Annotated in this window: 18 protein-coding genes; 13 read left to right on the top strand and 5 right to left on the bottom strand. The window is 72.2% G+C overall.

What is annotated here, in order from left to right; translation table 11 throughout:
- The first annotated feature begins 65 nt into the window (after positions 1 to 65).
- Entirely contained in the window at positions 66 to 1,133 is a 1,068-nt protein-coding gene (locus tag ACFQVC_RS06680) for a hypothetical protein (protein WP_381827539.1), read from the top strand.
- A gap of 7 nt (positions 1,134 to 1,140) precedes the next feature.
- Here ACFQVC_RS06680 and ACFQVC_RS06675 read toward each other — a convergent pair whose 3' ends face one another.
- Entirely contained in the window at positions 1,141 to 1,758 is a 618-nt protein-coding gene (locus ACFQVC_RS06675) for an XRE family transcriptional regulator (protein WP_381828280.1), read from the bottom strand.
- 168 nt (positions 1,759 to 1,926) lie between these two features.
- Here ACFQVC_RS06675 and ACFQVC_RS06670 point away from each other — a divergent pair, with 168 nt between their 5' ends.
- Positions 1,927 to 2,178 (top strand): hypothetical protein, encoded by a 252-nt coding sequence (locus ACFQVC_RS06670; RefSeq protein ID WP_381827537.1) that lies wholly within the window; start codon positions 1,927 to 1,929, stop codon positions 2,176 to 2,178.
- 72 nt (positions 2,179 to 2,250) lie between these two features.
- Positions 2,251 to 2,919, top strand: a complete 669-nt coding sequence (locus ACFQVC_RS06665; protein WP_381827535.1) for an SAM-dependent methyltransferase — start codon at positions 2,251 to 2,253, stop codon at positions 2,917 to 2,919.
- Positions 2,920 to 2,943: 24 nt separating this feature from the next.
- Here ACFQVC_RS06665 and ACFQVC_RS06660 read toward each other — a convergent pair whose 3' ends face one another.
- Positions 2,944 to 4,860: an ATP-binding protein gene (locus ACFQVC_RS06660; protein WP_381827533.1), complete on the bottom strand. Its 1,917-nt coding sequence runs from the start codon at positions 4,858 to 4,860 to the stop codon at positions 2,944 to 2,946.
- Between the two features lie 313 nt (positions 4,861 to 5,173).
- Here ACFQVC_RS06660 and ACFQVC_RS06655 point away from each other — a divergent pair, with 313 nt between their 5' ends.
- From ACFQVC_RS06655 to ACFQVC_RS06640, 4 genes are all read left to right on the top strand, one after another.
- Positions 5,174 to 5,587 (top strand): hypothetical protein, encoded by a 414-nt coding sequence (locus tag ACFQVC_RS06655; RefSeq protein WP_381827531.1) that lies wholly within the window; start codon positions 5,174 to 5,176, stop codon positions 5,585 to 5,587.
- A gap of 171 nt (positions 5,588 to 5,758) precedes the next feature.
- Entirely contained in the window at positions 5,759 to 6,166 is a 408-nt protein-coding gene (locus tag ACFQVC_RS06650) for an ATP-binding protein (RefSeq protein ID WP_381827529.1), read from the top strand.
- A gap of 84 nt (positions 6,167 to 6,250) precedes the next feature.
- Positions 6,251 to 6,472 carry a hypothetical protein gene (locus tag ACFQVC_RS06645; protein ID WP_381827527.1) on the top strand — a complete coding sequence of 74 codons (222 nt, stop codon included), beginning with the start codon at positions 6,251 to 6,253 and terminating at the stop codon, positions 6,470 to 6,472.
- A 91-nt stretch (positions 6,473 to 6,563) separates the two neighbouring features.
- Positions 6,564 to 6,740: a hypothetical protein gene (locus tag ACFQVC_RS06640; protein WP_381827526.1), complete on the top strand. Its 177-nt coding sequence runs from the start codon at positions 6,564 to 6,566 to the stop codon at positions 6,738 to 6,740.
- Positions 6,741 to 7,004: 264 nt separating this feature from the next.
- On the opposite strand, the gene ACFQVC_RS06635 is transcribed toward ACFQVC_RS06640, so the two are convergent.
- Positions 7,005 to 7,796: an SDR family NAD(P)-dependent oxidoreductase gene (locus ACFQVC_RS06635; RefSeq protein WP_381827524.1), complete on the bottom strand. Its 792-nt coding sequence runs from the start codon at positions 7,794 to 7,796 to the stop codon at positions 7,005 to 7,007.
- A 135-nt stretch (positions 7,797 to 7,931) separates the two neighbouring features.
- On the opposite strand from ACFQVC_RS06635, the gene ACFQVC_RS06630 reads away from it, so the two are divergent.
- On the top strand, positions 7,932 to 8,627 hold the full coding sequence (locus tag ACFQVC_RS06630; protein WP_381827522.1) for a TetR family transcriptional regulator: 696 nt from the start codon (positions 7,932 to 7,934) through the stop codon (positions 8,625 to 8,627).
- Here ACFQVC_RS06630 and ACFQVC_RS06625 read toward each other — a convergent pair.
- A complete protein-coding gene (locus tag ACFQVC_RS06625) occupies positions 8,624 to 9,511 on the bottom strand; it encodes an NAD(P)H-binding protein (RefSeq protein WP_381827520.1) in 888 nt (295 codons plus the stop codon). The genes ACFQVC_RS06630 and ACFQVC_RS06625 overlap by 4 nt on opposite strands.
- 74 nt (positions 9,512 to 9,585) lie before the next feature.
- Between ACFQVC_RS06625 and ACFQVC_RS06620 the strand changes: the two genes are divergently transcribed.
- The 4 genes from ACFQVC_RS06620 to amaB all read left to right on the top strand — a co-directional run bounded on the left by ACFQVC_RS06620 (position 9,586) and on the right by amaB (position 14,693).
- Positions 9,586 to 10,194: a TetR/AcrR family transcriptional regulator gene (locus ACFQVC_RS06620; protein WP_381827518.1), complete on the top strand. Its 609-nt coding sequence runs from the start codon at positions 9,586 to 9,588 to the stop codon at positions 10,192 to 10,194.
- Positions 10,195 to 10,487: 293 nt separating this feature from the next.
- Positions 10,488 to 11,609 (top strand): NAD(P)/FAD-dependent oxidoreductase, encoded by a 1,122-nt coding sequence (locus ACFQVC_RS06615; protein ID WP_381828278.1) that lies wholly within the window; start codon positions 10,488 to 10,490, stop codon positions 11,607 to 11,609.
- Between the two features lie 99 nt (positions 11,610 to 11,708).
- Positions 11,709 to 13,100 (top strand): 2-oxoadipate dioxygenase/decarboxylase, encoded by a 1,392-nt coding sequence (gene hglS / locus ACFQVC_RS06610; protein WP_381827516.1) that lies wholly within the window; start codon positions 11,709 to 11,711, stop codon positions 13,098 to 13,100.
- Positions 13,101 to 13,163: 63 nt separating this feature from the next.
- Positions 13,164 to 14,693, top strand: coding sequence for an L-piperidine-6-carboxylate dehydrogenase (gene amaB, locus ACFQVC_RS06605; RefSeq protein WP_381827514.1), 1,530 nt, complete (start codon positions 13,164 to 13,166; stop codon positions 14,691 to 14,693).
- A gap of 28 nt (positions 14,694 to 14,721) precedes the next feature.
- Here amaB and ACFQVC_RS06600 read toward each other — a convergent pair whose 3' ends face one another.
- Complete coding sequence (locus ACFQVC_RS06600) at positions 14,722 to 15,426, bottom strand: FadR/GntR family transcriptional regulator (protein WP_381827512.1); 705 nt, start codon at positions 15,424 to 15,426, stop codon at positions 14,722 to 14,724.
- A 94-nt stretch (positions 15,427 to 15,520) separates the two neighbouring features.
- Here ACFQVC_RS06600 and ACFQVC_RS06595 point away from each other — a divergent pair, with 94 nt between their 5' ends.
- A complete protein-coding gene (locus ACFQVC_RS06595; protein ID WP_381827510.1) occupies positions 15,521 to 16,024 on the top strand; it encodes a flavin reductase family protein in 504 nt (167 codons plus the stop codon).
- Positions 16,025 to 16,060: the final 36 nt, after the last annotated feature.

Genomic DNA, 16,060 nt, shown 5'->3' with positions numbered 1-16,060 from the left:
CCCTTCGGCAAATGCCCATAAGAAGGTCGGCAGGTCGGTACGGAACGACCACCGAAAGGGAAGGCATGAGATCTCGCATACTCGGCGTGGCGGCCACCACCGCGGTCCTCGTCACCACCACCAGCATGGCCCAGGCCGTCGCGGCCCCCGAAGCCGCGACGGCCGCCGCCTGTTCCTGGACGAAGACCCTGCTGCCGTTGCCGGCGGGCAAGGCCTACGGCGAGGTGCAGGCGACGGGCCAGGGCGGCGCGGCCGGCGGGACACGGCCGGAGTCACAGACGAATGTGCTCCCGCAGGTGACCTCCTGGAAGGACGGCAAGGCCACCACGTACGAGCACTCGAACATCATCTACATGACGGTGATCGACCGGAACAGTGCCGGAGCCGTGGTCTCCAACGGATCCGTCAACTGGTTCGGCTATACGTCCAACCTCGTCTACGTCAACCGGGACGGCAAGATGGAGCCGCTGCCGCAGCCGGCGGGCTACAAGCGCTCCAAGGCCCTGGGTATGGCCGCCGACGGCGACATCACCGGCTACTCCTACGAGCTGAACGGCGACGCCAAGAAGAAGGTCCTCGTGCGCTGGCCGAGCGACCGCCCCGGCGAGGTCCAGGTCGTCACGACTCTGCCCGACGAGTCCTACGTCCGGGTCGGGGACGGTGACGGATCCGTCGTGTACACCGACGGCAACGGCAAGGACATCCTGCGGCGCCCCGACGGTGGCACGGTGGAACTCAAGAAGCCGGAGGGCGTGCTCTACGGCCTGCTCCCGGACGACATGTCCAACGGCCGGGTGGTCGCCGCCGGCGACTACAGCGGAGGCGGCCGCGTCGGAGTCCTGTGGGAGAGCGACGGAACTCCGAAACTGCTGCCGCAGTCGGTCGGCCCCAACTTTGAGTACCGCATCAACTCCAGCGGCATGATCGTCGGTTACACCACCAGCCTCAACTCGTACGAGCCGAACAACGACGGCTTCCAGGTCTGGCAGCTCGGCACCTATACCGGCCGGGTCGGCGCCAAGGGCGACATTCCCAGCGCGGTCGGCGACGACGGCACCGTCGGCGGCGTCAGCGTGAAGGACACCACCAACGGCATCGGCTACGGGCCTCCGGCCGTGTGGCGCTGCTCCTAGCCGCGGTTCAGCCGGCGGAAGGGCGGGCGCGTACGTGCATGCGCTCGCCCTGGGGGCCGTACAACGCGAGCCATTCCACGGGGTGTTCACCGGCGTTGGCGACACCGTGCGGGGTACGGGTGTCGAACTCGGCGGCCTCGCCCGCGGTGAGGATCAGATCGTGCTCACCGAGGGCCAGCAGGAGACGGCCGGAGAGGACGTACAGCCACTCGTAGCCCTCGTGACTGCCCTGGGCGGGGCGGCCGTCCGGGCCGTAACGGGTGGCGTTCGGGGCGGCGGGCAGGATCTGCTTGTACGCGTGCAGTCCGCCGAGATAGCGGGTGAGCGGGATCCAGGTCTGGCCGTGCCGGGTGAAGGGCTTGGCGTGGATACGGGGGTCGCCGGTCTGCGGGGCGCCGACCAGGTCGTCCAGCGGCACACCGTGCGCCTTGGCCAGCGGGAGCAGATGCTTCAGGGTCGGCTCGCGCAGACCCGCTTCGAGGCGGGAGAGGGTGCTCACCGAGATGCCGGTCGCCTCGCTGAGCTGAGACAGCGTGGTGCCGCGGGAACGGCGCAGGGCACGCAGGCGCGGACCCACTTCGCTCAGTACGTGATCCAGGTCGCCGCCGCCCTCCCCCGCGCCCATGTCCTGCTCCGCCGCGTCGTCGCTCATCGCACCTGTCCTTCGTCCGTCCGGCGTCCGCCCGGTCCGCCGGTCCCCCGGCCTCTCCATCCATTTGCCGCTCCGGCAAAGAACTTTGTCAAGGCGGGGAGAGCGGACGCACCGTTGGCGACATCGAACGGAGGTAGCGCGATGAGCCAGCGCAGAGATCGCAGAGATGCCGGGCAAGAGACCGGGCACGTGCAGGGCGGAGCGGGGCGGTACGACGTCGTGGTGGCCGGAGGCGGCGCCGCAGCCCTCAGCGGCGGCCTCACTCCGGGCCGGGCCGTCGCGGCCCGCCGCGCGGCCGGTGCTGCGGGAGACCCGCTCTCCGTGATCTTCTCCCCCGCGAATGAACGCGCCGTGTGCGACAAGGTCATCGGCGTCGGCCGCCACGGCCTCTAGCCCTCGCCCGCACACTCACCGCCCCTTCCGCCTCTGACGCCCTCTCCCTTTCCCCATCACTTAAGGAAAGCCATGACCCACGCCCACACGGAATCCGGAACCACCCCCGCCCCCACCGACACCCCCTCCCCCAAGGACTTCTGGGAGGCCCGCTACCAGGCCGGCGGCGATCGGCTCTTCAGCGGCCGCCCCAACTCCGCACTCGTCCGCGAGGTGTCCGGGCTCGCTCCGGGCCGGGCCCTCGACCTGGGCTGCGGCGAGGGCGGCGACGCGCTCTGGCTCGCCGCGCAGGGCTGGCAGGTCACCGCCACCGACATCTCCTCCACCGCCCTGCGGCGGGCCGCCGCCGCCCTTGAGGAGGCTGGCGTCGCCGACCGCGTCACGCTCGAAGAGCACGACCTGGGCCGGACGTTCCCGCAGGGCCGCTTCGACCTGGTCTCGGCCCACTTCCTGCAGTCCCCCGTCGAGCTTCCCCGCGAGGAAGTGCTGCGCAGGGCGGCCGCTGCGGTCGCGCCGGGTGGTGTGCTCCTCGTCGTCGGCCACGCGGCCTGGCCCGCCTGGGTGACCGAGCCCGACCCGTCCGTCCACTTCGCCACTCCGGAAGAGGTGTACGAGTCGCTCCAACTGCCCCCGGGAGACTGGGAGATCCTCGTCAGCGAGACCTACGACCGACCGGCGACCGACCCCGACGGACAGCCCGCCACACGCTCGGACAACACCCTCAAGCTGCGCCGCCTCTGAAGGCCGGAGCACCCCATGGGTCGCTCACCCGCCGGCCGCGCCGGGCGCCAGATCCCCGCAGGCCGGGGGCAGGACCGGGGTACCGCCGGGACCGCTCGGGCCGCGTTCGATGTCGGTGAGCAGCCGCTCGATGGCACGGGTCGCGGAGGGGCTGCCCAGGGAGGTGGCGAGGGCCAGGGCCCGGTTGGCCCGGCGCCAGGCACGGCTGCGGCGGCCCTTCAGGTGGTCGACGAGAGCGAGGCCGTACTGGCCGAGGGAGCGGATCAGCAGGTCACGGCGTGCGGCCGGCTGGCTCAGGGCGCAGCGGATGCACTGCAGGGCCTCGGCGAGTTCGCCGCCACGGGCGTGCGCGATGCCGAGGGCAAGGTGGCTCAGGGCGGCGGGCGGGCCGTGCACGGGGTCGGCGGGCACCATGTGGACGGCCTCCCTGAGCAGCCCGAGGGCACGCTCGGCGTCGCCCGTGCAGAGCGCCACCATGCCCTGGACATGGGCGACATGACCTACGGTGGCGACGTCTCCGGCCATGACGGCGGCCGTCCACGCCTGCCGGAGGAGGCCCTCCGCACCCTCGGCCCCGGTGCTGGCGGCCAGCCAGCCGGTCAGGCACAGCACCCGGGCCCGCAGCGGGCTCGTTTCGTCGGACAGCGGCAGCAGCCGGTCGAGTACGTCACGGCCGTCGGCGGCGTTGCCGCACACCGCCCACCAGAACCACAGGTCGAGGGCCATGCTCACGGCGAGATCGGCCTGTGTCGCGTCCCGCGGTGAACGGCCGAGGGCGGCCTGGATGTTGGCGGCCTCGTCGCGTATCAGGAGCGTCGCGCGGGCGTGCTGTCCGCCGCGCCACAGATCGTGGGCGGTGGTGGCCAGGCGGCTGTACCAGAGCAGATGCCGGTCGTCGGCCGCGCCGCTCTCGGCGGCCGCGTGCAGCCGTTCGGTGCCGAAGTCGCGGGCCACGCGGGTCATCCGGTAGCGCGGCGGCAGCACGCCGCCCGCCTCCCGCACGGGTTCCAGGATCGCTGCGGCGGCGAGCCTGGCCAGACAGGCCGGCACGTCGTGGGGCAGGACACCGCCTCCCTGGCAGAGGAAGACGGCGGCGTCGAGCGCGAAGTCGCCCCGGGCGACGGAGAGCCGGGCCCACACCAGGCGGGCGGTGCGGTCGCACAGCGCGTACTGCGCCTCCATCGCGGCCCGCAGCGAGCGGTGCCGGCGTACCGGCAGTTCATCGGCGCGCAGCCAGCACTGCCCCGCCTCGATGAGCTGCGCCAGGCGCACCGGCGCCATCCGCGGCACCTGGGCGGCCGCCAGGACGAGGGCGAGCGGCATCCCTTCCAGATGTACGCACAGGGCGCGCACGGCGTCGCGGTCCGCGCCCTCTGCGGTGAAGCCGCGGCGGGCCGCACGGGCCCGCCGTAAGAAGAGCTCGACGGCCGGTCCGTCGCCGCCGTCGGGCGCCGTCACCGGCAGGGCCCGCAGGCGGAGTACCTGTTCGTCGCCCAGGCCGAGCGGCTGGCGTCCGGTGGCGAGGACACGTAGGCCCGGCACGTGCAGCAGCAGAGTCTGGACCAGGTGGATGCACTCGGCGTGCACGGGGTCGAAGTCGTCCAGGAGGACCAGGACGCGCCGGCCGCGCAGCAGGCCGACGGCCGCGGGCAGACCGGCCTCCGGGTCGGCGCCGAGCGCCTCGTTCAGGGCGTGCAGGGTGGGGCGCCGCTCGGGCCCCTCCTCCCAACAGGCCACCCGCACCACGTTCTTGAACCGGGAGACGGCCGCAGCGGCGAGGCTGCTCTTGCCGACCCCGGCCGGGCCCACGACGGTGACCAGGCGGCCCGCGGCGAGGAGTCCGCGCACCGCCGCGAGTTCACCGTCCCGGCCCACGAGAGCCCTGCGGGCCCCCGCTCGCCCTGTCCTGCGCCCCTTTGCCCCCTGCTGGTGCTTGCGCACTCCCCTGCTCCCGCTCGACACATGCTCCGCACGGCGCTGTCCACGCCGGCCAGGACCGACTCACCATCCCCTGCAGAATCGTCACTGCGGTAGAAACGGCGAAACGTCCAACTCCGTTTCGCCTCATGCGGTATCGAGCGGCCGCCGCGTTCCACGCAGCACAGCGACGTCCAGGCACTGTGTGCGATTTCCAGGTGTGCGGCTGCGGCTGCCGGTCGGCGCGAACACCGCCCGGACTCCTCACCCTCCGGGACGTGTGCGAGGCTTCGGACCGACCGGAGGCACGCACAGGCGAGACAGGGGAGATCCGCAGATGTCGCAGCAGCCGCAGCGCGTTCAACCGCCCGTGAACAAGCGTGTGGTGGCGGTCGGGCTCGATCCGCGCACACTGGACTACAGCAAGATGTCTCCGGAGATCGACAGGGAGACGCTGATCGCCCGGGTCGACGCCGCGGGCGACGCGATGCGCGAGGCCGGGTTCGACGGAGTGCAGTGTCTGGTCGAGCCCTCGCCCGACGCCGCCGAAGCGGTACTGCGCGAGTGCCTGGAGAAGGAGTCGTTCGGTCTGGCGATGATCGGCGGCGGGGTGCGGATGATGCCGGAGCACACCCTCCTCTTCGAGCGGCTCGTGAACGTTCTCACCGAGGTCGTCCCGGGCATCCGCTTCTGCTTCAACACCTCCCCCGAGGACACTCTCGCCGCCGTACGGCGCTGGATGGACAGCTGACCCGTCCGGTCCGGCCGCACCACCGCCCGACCCGGTCCTCATTCCCGGCCTTCTGTGACGGGTGCGACATGCATGGCCCGGGTTCCATGGGGTAGCCACGGCTCACCAGCACATTGAGACCGCTCAGCCACGCTGTGCGGCGCCGGGGAACTCAGAGGAGGGGCCGCGACCATGACGACGGGGATCAGCACCTACGCGGGTGCGGCCTTCGAAAGCCGTGCGTACACCGCCGCGAGCGCCAGGGAGCTGGTCTCCGAGTTCCTCGAGCACCTCGATTCGGCCGCCGCGCTCACCGTCACTGCCGAGGCCCTGGGCGCGGCCCGGCTCGTGGTCACCGAGCTCGTCACCAACGCGATCAAGTACGCCGCCGGCCCCTGCGTCCTCGAACTGGAGCTGACGGGCGACGCCCTGACCATCAGCGTGTGGGACACCGACCCCGGCCTGCCCGCACCGACCCGCCCCGACGCGACTCGCCCCACCCGGCACGGCCTGGAGATCGTCCAGGCCCTGTGCCGCGAAGTGACCGTGGAGCAGCTCGCCGGCGGCAAGCGGGTACGGGCCCGGCTCGCCCTCGCCTGATCGCTTGGTCGCCCGAGCGCGGCACGCGCGCGTGGGGCGAAAAACCCGTACCGGTGCCCGGCGGACCGGGCATAGCATCCGCCCATGCCCCGCCCTCACGGATTCACCTACGACTCACGCGCCGACGGCACCGTGCTCATCACCCACCACGGCCGGACGGCGGCGACACTGCGGGGTGCCCGCGCCGAGCAGTTCCGGGCGGAGGTGCGCTCGGGCGACGCCCAGCTGGTCATGGCCCGCTGGACCGGGGCCTACAAGCACGGAAATGAACGTATGGCCCGTAATCACCCCCGTAACCACCGCTGAGTGCACCCGCCTCCGGGTACGTTCCGCTCAGGGGCGGGTGAACGCGCGCTCCGGGCCCGCCGACGGGCCCGCGCGAAGGAGGAGATGACTCGTGAGCGGGTACGCGGAGGCACTGTTGGAACGCGTCGAGCAAGCACGGGCCAAGGTGGCGGCCGCGGTCGCGAAGGACGATCCGTACGCCCTGGCCGTGGCCCAGGACGACCTGGAGGACGCCCTGCGGGTGGCCCGGCGGCACGGGCTCAACGTGCGGGACGAGGACGAGGGTTGAGGGCCACAGTCCGCGGGCACGGCTGAGGACGGCGACGGCCTGGATCACCGGCTTGGGCAACGGGACCGGGCGTGAGCGAACCTGACTTCCCGACCGCCACCCGAGTGTTCTACGACACCGTCGCCGCCGACACCGTCAGGCTCGTGGCCTGCCACTCGGTCATCCATCCGCCGTACAGCCAACTGCGGCGCGCCCTCGCCGAGTTCCACCGGGCCCTCGCACCCTGCGGGTATCTGCTGCTCGGGTTCCAGGCGGGCGTTGGCCTCAGAAGTGGGTGCCGCCGTCGACGCGGATCTCGGTGCCGGTGATGAACGCGCCGTCCTCACCGGCCAGCATCGCGACCACACCGGCCACCGACTCGGGCCCGGCGAAACCCTGGCCGATGGCCGGGGCCAGCTTGGCGAAGAGGCTCATGTCGGCGTCCTCCGGCAGACCGGGCCCCGCGTTCGCGGCGCTGGTGCCGCTGGCGTCGGTCATCCCGCTGGCGATGGACCCGGGTGCGACGCACACCGCGCGCAGCCCCTGCTTGCTGTATTCGCTCGCGATGGCGTGGGTCATCGACTGGATGCCGCCCTTGGACGCCGCGTACGCCGCCATGTAGGGGTGGGCGAAACTCGCCGACGTGGACGAGAAGTTGACGATCACCGGCTTGTCGCCGCGCAGGAGCGGCGCGAGCGCCTCGCGGATCACCAGGAACGTGCCGGTGAGATTGACCGCGATGACCTGGTTGAAGAACGCGAGGCTGGTGGCGTGGGTGTGCGAGGAGCGCAGGATGCCCGCCGCGTTGACCACCACGTCCAGGCCGCCGAGGGTGTCGACGGCGGCGGCCACACCCTTCTTGACCGAGCCCTCGTCCGCGATGTCGAGCAGCGCCGTGGTGAGGCGGTCCGCGCCGCCGGCCTCGGCGGCCGCGGCGAAGGTCGCCTTCAGGCCCGCCTCGTCGATGTCGGCGGCGACGACACGGCCGCCCTCGGCCAGGACACGGTGAACGGTGGCCTGGCCTATGCCCGAACCGCCGCCGGTGATGAGGACGCGGCGGCCTTCGAAGCGGTTCATGATCTCTCCCGGTGGTGCATGCGTGCCATGTGTGGGGCCGGACGGCCGACCGGCTGCCACCGTACGCCCGGATGGCACATTTTGCCATCACGACAGATTGCGCCATTCTGGCGTGCGCGGCGTAAACTGCGGGCCGTGAGCAGTCACCGTCCGACGCCCCCGAAACAGCCGCCCACGCCCCCCAAGCCCTCCCTCACCGAGCGCCGCAAGGCCGCCACGCAGCTGGACATCGCCCGCGCGGCCGCCGCGCTGTTCGCCGAGCGCGGCCCCGACGGCACCACGGCCGAGGAGGTCGCCCAGGACGCCGGCGTCGCCCTGCGCACCTTCTACCGCTACTTCCGCAACAAGCAGGACGCGATCGGCCCCCTGCTCGCGGGCGGCGCGGACCGGTGGCGGGCCCTGCTCGCGGCCGCCGACCCCGGCGTACCGCTCGCCGAGTCCCTGGAGAACGCGGCCACCGAAGCCCTGTCCGTACCGGATGAGCGGGCGAAGGAGGGACTGCTGCAGACCCGCGGGCTGCTCCGCGCGGCCGCGGGCGACCCGGCGCTGCGGGCCGTCTGGTACCGGGTCAACCAGGAGTCGGAGGAGCAACTCGTGCCCGTGGTCGCACGCCTGGCGGGTACCGGAGCCGACGCCCTCACCACCCGTCTCGCCGCGGCCGCCGCCACCGACGCGATCCGGATCGCCCTGGAGACCTGGGCGCACACGAACGGCCCGACGACCGGCACCGGCTCCCCCGCCGATCTCGCGGTGCGCTGCCTGCGTGAACTCATGGGCGGAATGCGACTGTTGGACGGCAAGGGCCGCGGCAAGGACGAGCGCAACCGCTAGGCGGTTCGCTTCGGATCGGCCGGCGGACCAGAGGCGGCGATCTGGGCGGCAAGGCGGTCGGCGGCGCTGCGGGGCTCGCGGCCGAGGAGTTCGGCAAGGAGCGGGTCGGCTTCGGCGAAGTAGCCCGCACAGCCGGCCTCGTACCAGCCGCGCAGGAACCGGGCCACCTGCTCCGGCACACCGGCCGCGATCTGGTCGGCGATCCACTGTTCGTCGTCCACGACGATGCGCTTGACGGTGCTGCCGGTGAGATCGGAGGCGATCCGGGCGAAGTCGTCGAAGGTGACGGCGGTCGGTGCCGTCAGGTTGACGGGGCCGTCGAAGGTGCGGTCACCGGCGAGCACGACGGCAGTGGCTTCGGCCACCTCGTCACGGTCGACGTAGGGGACGGGGCCGTCCTTCGGCTGAGCGATCACACCGGTCCGCTGCCACGGTCCGAGTACCTGGTCCAGGGTGCCGTAGGCGCCATTGCGCAGGGCGGTCCAGGCGACTCCGGTCCCGGCGAGGATCGCTTCGGTCGCGATGTGGATCTCCGACGGCGCGTACGGGTTGCCGGGGACGGCGCCGTGCTGGCTCGTGTAGAGGATCCGCCGGGCACCGGCCGCCACCGCGGCTTCGATCGCGTTGCGGTGCAGGCTGACGATGTCGTCGCCCGGGGCGCCGCCGGAGACCACAAGGACCTGCTCGGCGCCCTCGAAGGAGTGCCGCAGCGCGGCCGGATCCTCATAGGAGCCCTGGCGCACCCGCACGCCGCGGTCGGCGAAGTGCCGCGCCTTGGCGGTGTCGCGGACGCTGACACCGATCTGGTCGGCGGGTACGCGCGTGAGGAGGCGCTCGACGGTGGCGCCGCCGAGCCCGCCGGTGGCACCGGTGACAACGATCATGGCTGGGCCCTTCGCTTAAGTTGACCCGTGGGGTCAGTTTCGTATCCGATCACGACCGTAGGTAAACTGACCCGGTGAGTCAAATTACGCCCCGGCTGCGCGCCGACGCCCGCCGCAATTCCGAACAGATCCGTTCTGCCGCGATCGGCGCCTTCCAGGGACAGGGCCTGACGGTGCCGCTGGATGAGGTCGCCAAGGCGGCAGGGGTGAGCAAGGCCACGATCTTCAACCGGTTCGGCGGGCGGATCGGCCTCATCGAAGCCGTCATCGAAGAGGTCGTGGCGAGTGAGCTGTTCGCCCTCATCGACCGCACTCGCACCATCGACGGCATCGGCGAGCGGATCGCGTACTACCTCACCGCGATCCGCGACCTCCAGTACCGCCAGCCCGCCTTCAACGACGTCCTGTTGCAGACCTATCCGGACTCGCGGCAGCTCATGGAGATCTGCCGGGTCGGAAGCGAGGCCAACGAAGAGCTCGTCGCGGCGGCGCGGGCCGCCGGCGTGCTGCGGCCGGAGTTCACGGCGGGCGACCTCTACGCACTCGTCGTCGACAACGCCCTCGCCCTCAAGCACGGCGAGCGGCCTCACCGGGACGACTACGACCGCCGCACCGTGTATCTCCTGGACGGAATCCGCGGGCGCTCGTCCGCTTCCGGGGAGCGCTCGTCCGCTTCCGGCTGACGCTGACAGCGCCCTGCGGGGCGGGGCCGCCCCGAGGCGTCATGGACGGCGGCGGCCGGGGTGCGTCACGATGGCGGGCAGACAGCTGATCAGTACGTCACGCCCTCCGGCGCCGACGTCGTGCATCGGCCGCGCGCATCGGTCTGTTGCACGGGCCGCGGCGTCGGTCTCTGGAAGGGACCTGCCTCGTGTTCCCGTCCCAGCCGACCCCGCCCAGGCCCCGGCCCGCTGCGCCGCCGGACACGCGTTCCGCCCCACCGGGTGCGCCTCCCCCGGCCGCCGACGTCGTCGTCATAGGCGGCGGTGTGATGGGGACGAGCATCGCCTTCCATCTGGCCGAGGCCGGAGTGCGCGACATCGTCGTGATCGAGCGCGACGAACTCGCCTGCGGAAGCTCCGGCAAACCCATCGGCGGCATCCGCGCCCAGTTCTCCGACCCCCTCAACATCCAGCTGGGAAGCCGCAGTCTGCGCGCCTTCCAGGACTTCCCGCGCCGCCCCGGCGCCGACATCCGGCTCGACACCGTCGGCTATCTGTTCCTGCTCACCAGCGAGGAGCAGGCCGCCGAGTTCGAGACCGGCGTCGGGATCCAGAACGATCTGGGAGTTCCCAGCCGCATGGTCGATCCGGCCGAGGCGCGGCGCCTTTGCCCGTATCTGAGCACCGAGGGCCTTGTGGCCGGTACGTACTCCCCCGCCGACGGCCATGCCCGCCCCGGTCTGGTCGTGCACGGCTACGCGGACGCGGCGGCCCGTGCGGGTGTCCGGCTCATCACCCGCACGCGCGTGACGGACATCGAAACAGCCGGAGACCGGATCACCGCCGTGCGTACCGACGGCGGGCCGATCGCCTGCTCCACGGTGATCTGCGCGGCGGGCGCCTGGTCGGGGCAGATCGGCGACCTGGCCGGTGTCGACCTGCCGGTACGCCCCGTGCGCCGCCAACTCGCCTTCACCAGGCCCCTGTCGCCCCCGGCGCCCCGGATCCCCTTCACCATCGACTTCGCCTCGACGGCCTACTTCCACAACAGCGACGACGGGCTCCTCTTCGGCCTCGCCGACCCGGGTCAGGCCGAGGGCTTCGACACCGCCTGGACCCCGGAGTGGCTCACCCTCTTCCGGGACGCCGTACGCCGACGCGCCCCCGAACTGGCCGGGTTGGAGACGGCGGGCGGCTGGGCCGGACTGTATGAAGTCACCCCGGACCACAACGCGCTGATCGGCCGCAGCGGCCAACTGCCGGGCTTTCTCTACGCGACCGGGTTCTCGGGACACGGCTTCCTGCAGGCCCCCGCGGTCGGCGAGATCGTGCGTGATCTGTATCTGGGCCGTACGCCCTTCGTAGACGTATCCCCGCTCAGCGCCGACCGGTTCCGGGCCGGCGCCGGGCTCCGCCCCGAGGCGCATGTGGTGTGAGACCCGCCGAGGAACAGCCCGAGGCGCACGACGGCCCGGGTCCATCCCAATCCACCCCGGTTCGACCAAGGCCCACCCAGGGAAGAGGCAGATCCGTCGATGATCAGTCAGTGGCAGCTGCGTGCCGCCTTCGCCGCGCGGCTCTCCGACATGTACGGGCGGGAGGTCCCCGCCTACACCACGCTCGTGGACGTCTCGCGCGAGGTCAACGAGGAGGCCCTGCGCGCGCGTGGTGCGGATGCCGAACGGCTCGGCTCCATCGGCCGGGTGACCGCGGAACGGCACGGCGCCATCCGCGTCGGCACCCCCGCCGAACTGCGGCAGGTCGCCCGGATCTTCGGCGCGCTCGGTATGCGTCCGGTCGGCTTCTACGATCTGCGGGAGACGAAAGGCAGCGCGGTGCCCGTCGTCTCGACCGCGTTCCGCCCGGTGGACCACGACGAGCTGGCCCGTAATCCGTTCCGTGTCTTCACCTCCCTGCTCACCCCCGCGGACCCCCGGTTCTTCGACGCCGGACTGCGTGCGCGTCTGGACCGGTTCCTCGCGGACCGTGAGCTGTTTCCACCGGAGCTGCTCGCCCTGGCCGACCGGGCCGAGGCGGAGCGTGAGCTGCCGGACGCCGAGGCCGAGCGGTTTCTGCAACTCGCCGTCGAGGCCTTCGCGTTGTCGCCCGAGCCGATCGACAAGGCCTGGTACGAGACGCTGGAGCGGGTCTCCGGCGTCGCCGCGGACATCGGGGGCGTCCGCAGCACCCACCTCAACCACCTCACCCCGCGCGTCCTGGACATCGACGAGCTGTACCGGCGGATGACCGGGCGCGGTATCGAGATGATCGACACCATTCAGGGGCCGCCCCGCTGGAAGGGCCCCGATCTGCTGCTCCGTCAGACGTCGTTCCGCGCACTCGCCGAGCCGCGGGCCCTGCGCACCCCGGACGGCCGGGTGACCAGCGGCGCACTGCGGGTGCGGTTCGGTGAGGTCGAGGCCCGCGGTATCGCCGTCACCCGCAAGGGCCGCGCCCTGTACGACCGGCTTCTCGCCCTCCTCGACGAACAGACGGCTCTCCGTCCCGGGGCCGACCGGGGCGAACTCGCCCGCGCCCTGTGGACCGAGCACGTGCCGGGCAGCGAACACGAGCTTGCCGCACGGGCGTTGGCGTACTTCACCTTCCGGGTCGCCCCCGAGCGGCCACGGGACGGCGGCCGCCCGCCCACCGGCATCGCGGATCTGCTCCGGGACGGCTGGATACGGGCCGAGCCGATCGTCTACGAGGACTTCCTGCCCCGGTCCGCGGCGGGCATCTTCCAGTCCAACCTGAGCGGCGAGGGATCCAGGGACAACGCCAAGGAAGGCGCCGCCTACGACAGCGCCTGGCTCTCCGGAGCCCTGGGCCGTGAAGTCCTCGACCCCTACGCCCTGTACGCACGCCGCCAGCATGTCTCGCTCGCCCAGGTGGCCCGCGAACTCGGCCTGGGCGACGCCCCCGGCTGACCGGCCGCCCCGTCTCTGTCCCACGCACCTGTCCGCTGCCCCTTCCCACCCCCAGGGAGCGTCATGACCCGCACCGTCCTGCCCGCCACCGCGGAACTGCGCGACCGTGCCCGCGCCGGTCTGGAGCGCATCGGCGCGAGCGTCCCGGAGGGCAGCGGCCTCCGGGCGCGCACGCCCATCACCGGCGAGGACCTCTTCGGCCTCGCCGCCACGACGCCCGCGGCCGCCGAGGCTGCCGTCGCCGCCGCCCACGAGGCGTTTCTGACCTGGCGCACCACCCCGGCACCGCGCCGCGGTGAACTGCTGCGCCGCCTGGGCGAGTTGCTGCGCGAGCACCAGGGAGACCTGGCCGACCTCGTCACCGTCGAGGCGGGCAAGATCCGCTCGGAGGCGCTCGGCGAGGTGCAGGAGATGATCGACATCTGCGACTTCGCGGTGGGCCTGTCCCGGCAGCTCTACGGGCGCACCATCGCCTCCGAGCGGCCGGGGCACCGGCTCGCCGAGACCTGGCATCCGCTGGGTGTCGTCGGTGTCATCTCGGCGTTCAACTTCCCCTGCGCCGTGTGGTCGTGGAACACGGCCGTGGCCCTGGCCTGCGGGGACACCGTGGTCTGGAAGCCGTCCGAGTTCACTCCGCTGATCTCGCTGGCCTGCGACCGGCTGCTCGCGCGGGCCGCCGACGAGGTGGGCGCACCGCGCGATGTGCACCGGCTGCTGCTCGGCGGCCACGACATCGGTGAGCGCCTCGTGGACGATCCGCGCGTCGCCCTGGTCAGCGCGACCGGCTCGACCCGGATGGGCCGTGCGGTCGGGCCGCGCGTCGCGGCCCGCTTCGGCCGCAGCCTGCTGGAGCTGGGCGGCAACAACGCGGCCGTCGTGGCACCGTCGGCGGATCTCGATCTGGCGGTCCAGGGCATCGTCTTCGCGGCCGCGGGCACGGCGGGCCAGCGCTGCACCACCTTGCGCCGTCTGATCGTCCACCGCGATGTCGCCGACCGCCTCGTGGCACGGCTGAGCGCCGCGTACGCGAAGCTCCCCGTCGGCGACCCGTTCGACCCGGACACCCTGGTCGGGCCGCTGATCAGCACCGGGGCCCTGGACGGAATGCTGGACGCGCTCGCCCGGGTGCAGGCCCTGGGCGGCAGGCTTCTCGCGGGCGGACAGCGGCGCCTCGCGGATGCCGCGCCGCAGGCGGCGTTCGTGGAGCCCGCCCTCGTCCGTGTCGACGAACAGAGCGATGTCGTACGGGAGGAGACCTTCGCGCCGCTGCTCTACGTCCTGACGTACGACACCTTGGAGGAGGCCATCGCCCTGCACAACGGTGTCCCGCAGGGCCTGTCGTCGAGCATCTTCACGCGCGACCAGCAGGAGGCGGAGTTCTTCCTGTCCGCCGAGGGCTCGGACTGCGGGATCGCCAACGTCAACATCGGCACGTCGGGGGCGGAGATCGGCGGGGCCTTCGGCGGCGAGAAGGAGACCGGGGGCGGGCGCGAGTCGGGCTCCGACGCCTGGCGCGCCTACATGCGCCGGGCCACCAACACGGTCAACTACTCCGGCCGGCTTTCCCTGGCCCAGAACGTCAGCTTCCTGTAACGCGGCACCGCTCGCGCCGGAGGAGTCGTCAGTCGAATCGCGTCAGTTCGAGCGCTCGGACGCGATCACGGATCTCGATGGCGTCGACGAGTGCCGTATGCCGTTCGCACCGCTCCTGTAGCTGCTCGGCGGCGTCGGGCTCGGCGACGGGCAGGAGCGTCGCGTACAGGGAGCGCAGCAGTGTGTTGGGACTGAGGGCCGCAAGGCGCGTACGGAACCGGTGGTCGGCGGCGGCGAAGGCGGCCGGGTCGGGTTCGCGGGCGGCCTCGGCCAGGTCCGCCAACTCCCCCCGGAGCTCGGCGATCTGGGCCGGTGACGCGTGCCAGAGGGCGTCCTCGGCCAGGAGCGGGTCCAGGGCGTCGCGGATCCGCCGGGCCTCCTGGGCTCCCGCGCCGTCCGGCTGGTGAGCGTCAAGGGCGAGCACGGAGTTGCCCAGGCGGCGCATGGGTGACTGCGCGGCGGCGAACAGGCCGCCGCCCGGACCGGGGCGCACGGTGACGAGGCCGCGTGACTGCAGCAGCCGCAGGGTTTCGTTGAAGGTGCCGACGGACACCCCGCAGGCGGTCCGGAGCTCCTCCTTGGTGCCCAGGCGTGCACCCTGGTCCGCTTCCGCGACCATCGCCGCGATGCGGTCGGCGGCGACCTCGGCACGGGAGGCCGCGCCGCGTTCCCAGTCGCCGCGGCGCAGGGCGGGCGGCTCTGTGCCCCCTCTGGTGTCGTCTGCGGCTCCCACAGCGCCTCCCCTCCTCAGAGCTATTGATTATGGCCAATAGCATCGCACCTCTTGACGTTCTTTGGAACCCTCCTACATGATCACCGTAATCATCATGATGAATGGGAGGGACGCCATGATGACCGAACAGGACTTCCGGGATCTGATGGCCGAGGTCTGCGCCCCGGTGACCGTCGTGACCACCACCGAGGACGGGTCGCCCCATGGGGCGACCGTCAGCGCGTTCGCCTCACTGTCCCTGCGCCCGCCGATGGTGTCGGTGGCCCTGGACCGCGGCTCGGGGCTCCTTGCCCGCATCCTGGCGACCGGCCGCTTCGGGGTGAACGTGCTCGGCGCGCAACAGGCCCCGCTGGCGCTGCGCTTCGCCCGCCGGCCGGCCGACCGCTTCACCGGCATCCGGTGGGAGTACGACCACGGGCTGCCGCGACTGCCGGACGCGCCGGGCTGGCTCGCGTGCGAGCTGACCTCGACGGTCGGGGGCGGCGACCACCTCCTGCTGTTGGGCACGGTCGTCCGCGCCCGTACGGCCACGGCGGCGCCACTGGTCTACGGCCACCGCACCTTCGGCACGCACTCCGCGTTCACCTCGGTCGCCTGACTCCCGCCAACCCTCTGCCTGTTCCACCTGTTCCAC

It is taken from the genome of Streptomyces monticola, from assembly GCF_042665355.1.
Classification (GTDB): domain Bacteria; phylum Actinomycetota; class Actinomycetes; order Streptomycetales; family Streptomycetaceae; genus Streptomyces; species Streptomyces monticola.
This window is presented reverse-complemented; position numbering and strand designations above follow the sequence as displayed.

Bases quoted from the DNA above. Each gene is read 5' to 3' on its own strand.
- ACFQVC_RS06680 (WP_381827539.1), top strand. From the start codon at position 66: ATGAGATCTCGCATACTCGGCGTGGCGGCCACCACCGCGGTCCTCGTC.
- ACFQVC_RS06675 (WP_381828280.1), bottom strand. From the start codon at position 1,758: ATGGGCGCGGGGGAGGGCGGCGGCGACCTGGATCACGTACTGAGCGAA.
- ACFQVC_RS06670 (WP_381827537.1), top strand. From the start codon at position 1,927: ATGAGCCAGCGCAGAGATCGCAGAGATGCCGGGCAAGAGACCGGGCAC.
- ACFQVC_RS06665 (WP_381827535.1), top strand. From the start codon at position 2,251: ATGACCCACGCCCACACGGAATCCGGAACCACCCCCGCCCCCACCGAC.
- ACFQVC_RS06655 (WP_381827531.1), top strand. From the start codon at position 5,174: ATGTCGCAGCAGCCGCAGCGCGTTCAACCGCCCGTGAACAAGCGTGTG.
- ACFQVC_RS06650 (WP_381827529.1), top strand. From the start codon at position 5,759: ATGACGACGGGGATCAGCACCTACGCGGGTGCGGCCTTCGAAAGCCGT.
- ACFQVC_RS06645 (WP_381827527.1), top strand. From the start codon at position 6,251: ATGCCCCGCCCTCACGGATTCACCTACGACTCACGCGCCGACGGCACC.
- ACFQVC_RS06635 (WP_381827524.1), bottom strand. From the start codon at position 7,796: ATGAACCGCTTCGAAGGCCGCCGCGTCCTCATCACCGGCGGCGGTTCG.
- ACFQVC_RS06625 (WP_381827520.1), bottom strand. From the start codon at position 9,511: ATGATCGTTGTCACCGGTGCCACCGGCGGGCTCGGCGGCGCCACCGTC.
- hglS (WP_381827516.1), top strand. From the start codon at position 11,709: ATGATCAGTCAGTGGCAGCTGCGTGCCGCCTTCGCCGCGCGGCTCTCC.
- amaB (WP_381827514.1), top strand. From the start codon at position 13,164: ATGACCCGCACCGTCCTGCCCGCCACCGCGGAACTGCGCGACCGTGCC.
- ACFQVC_RS06595 (WP_381827510.1), top strand. From the start codon at position 15,521: ATGATGAATGGGAGGGACGCCATGATGACCGAACAGGACTTCCGGGAT.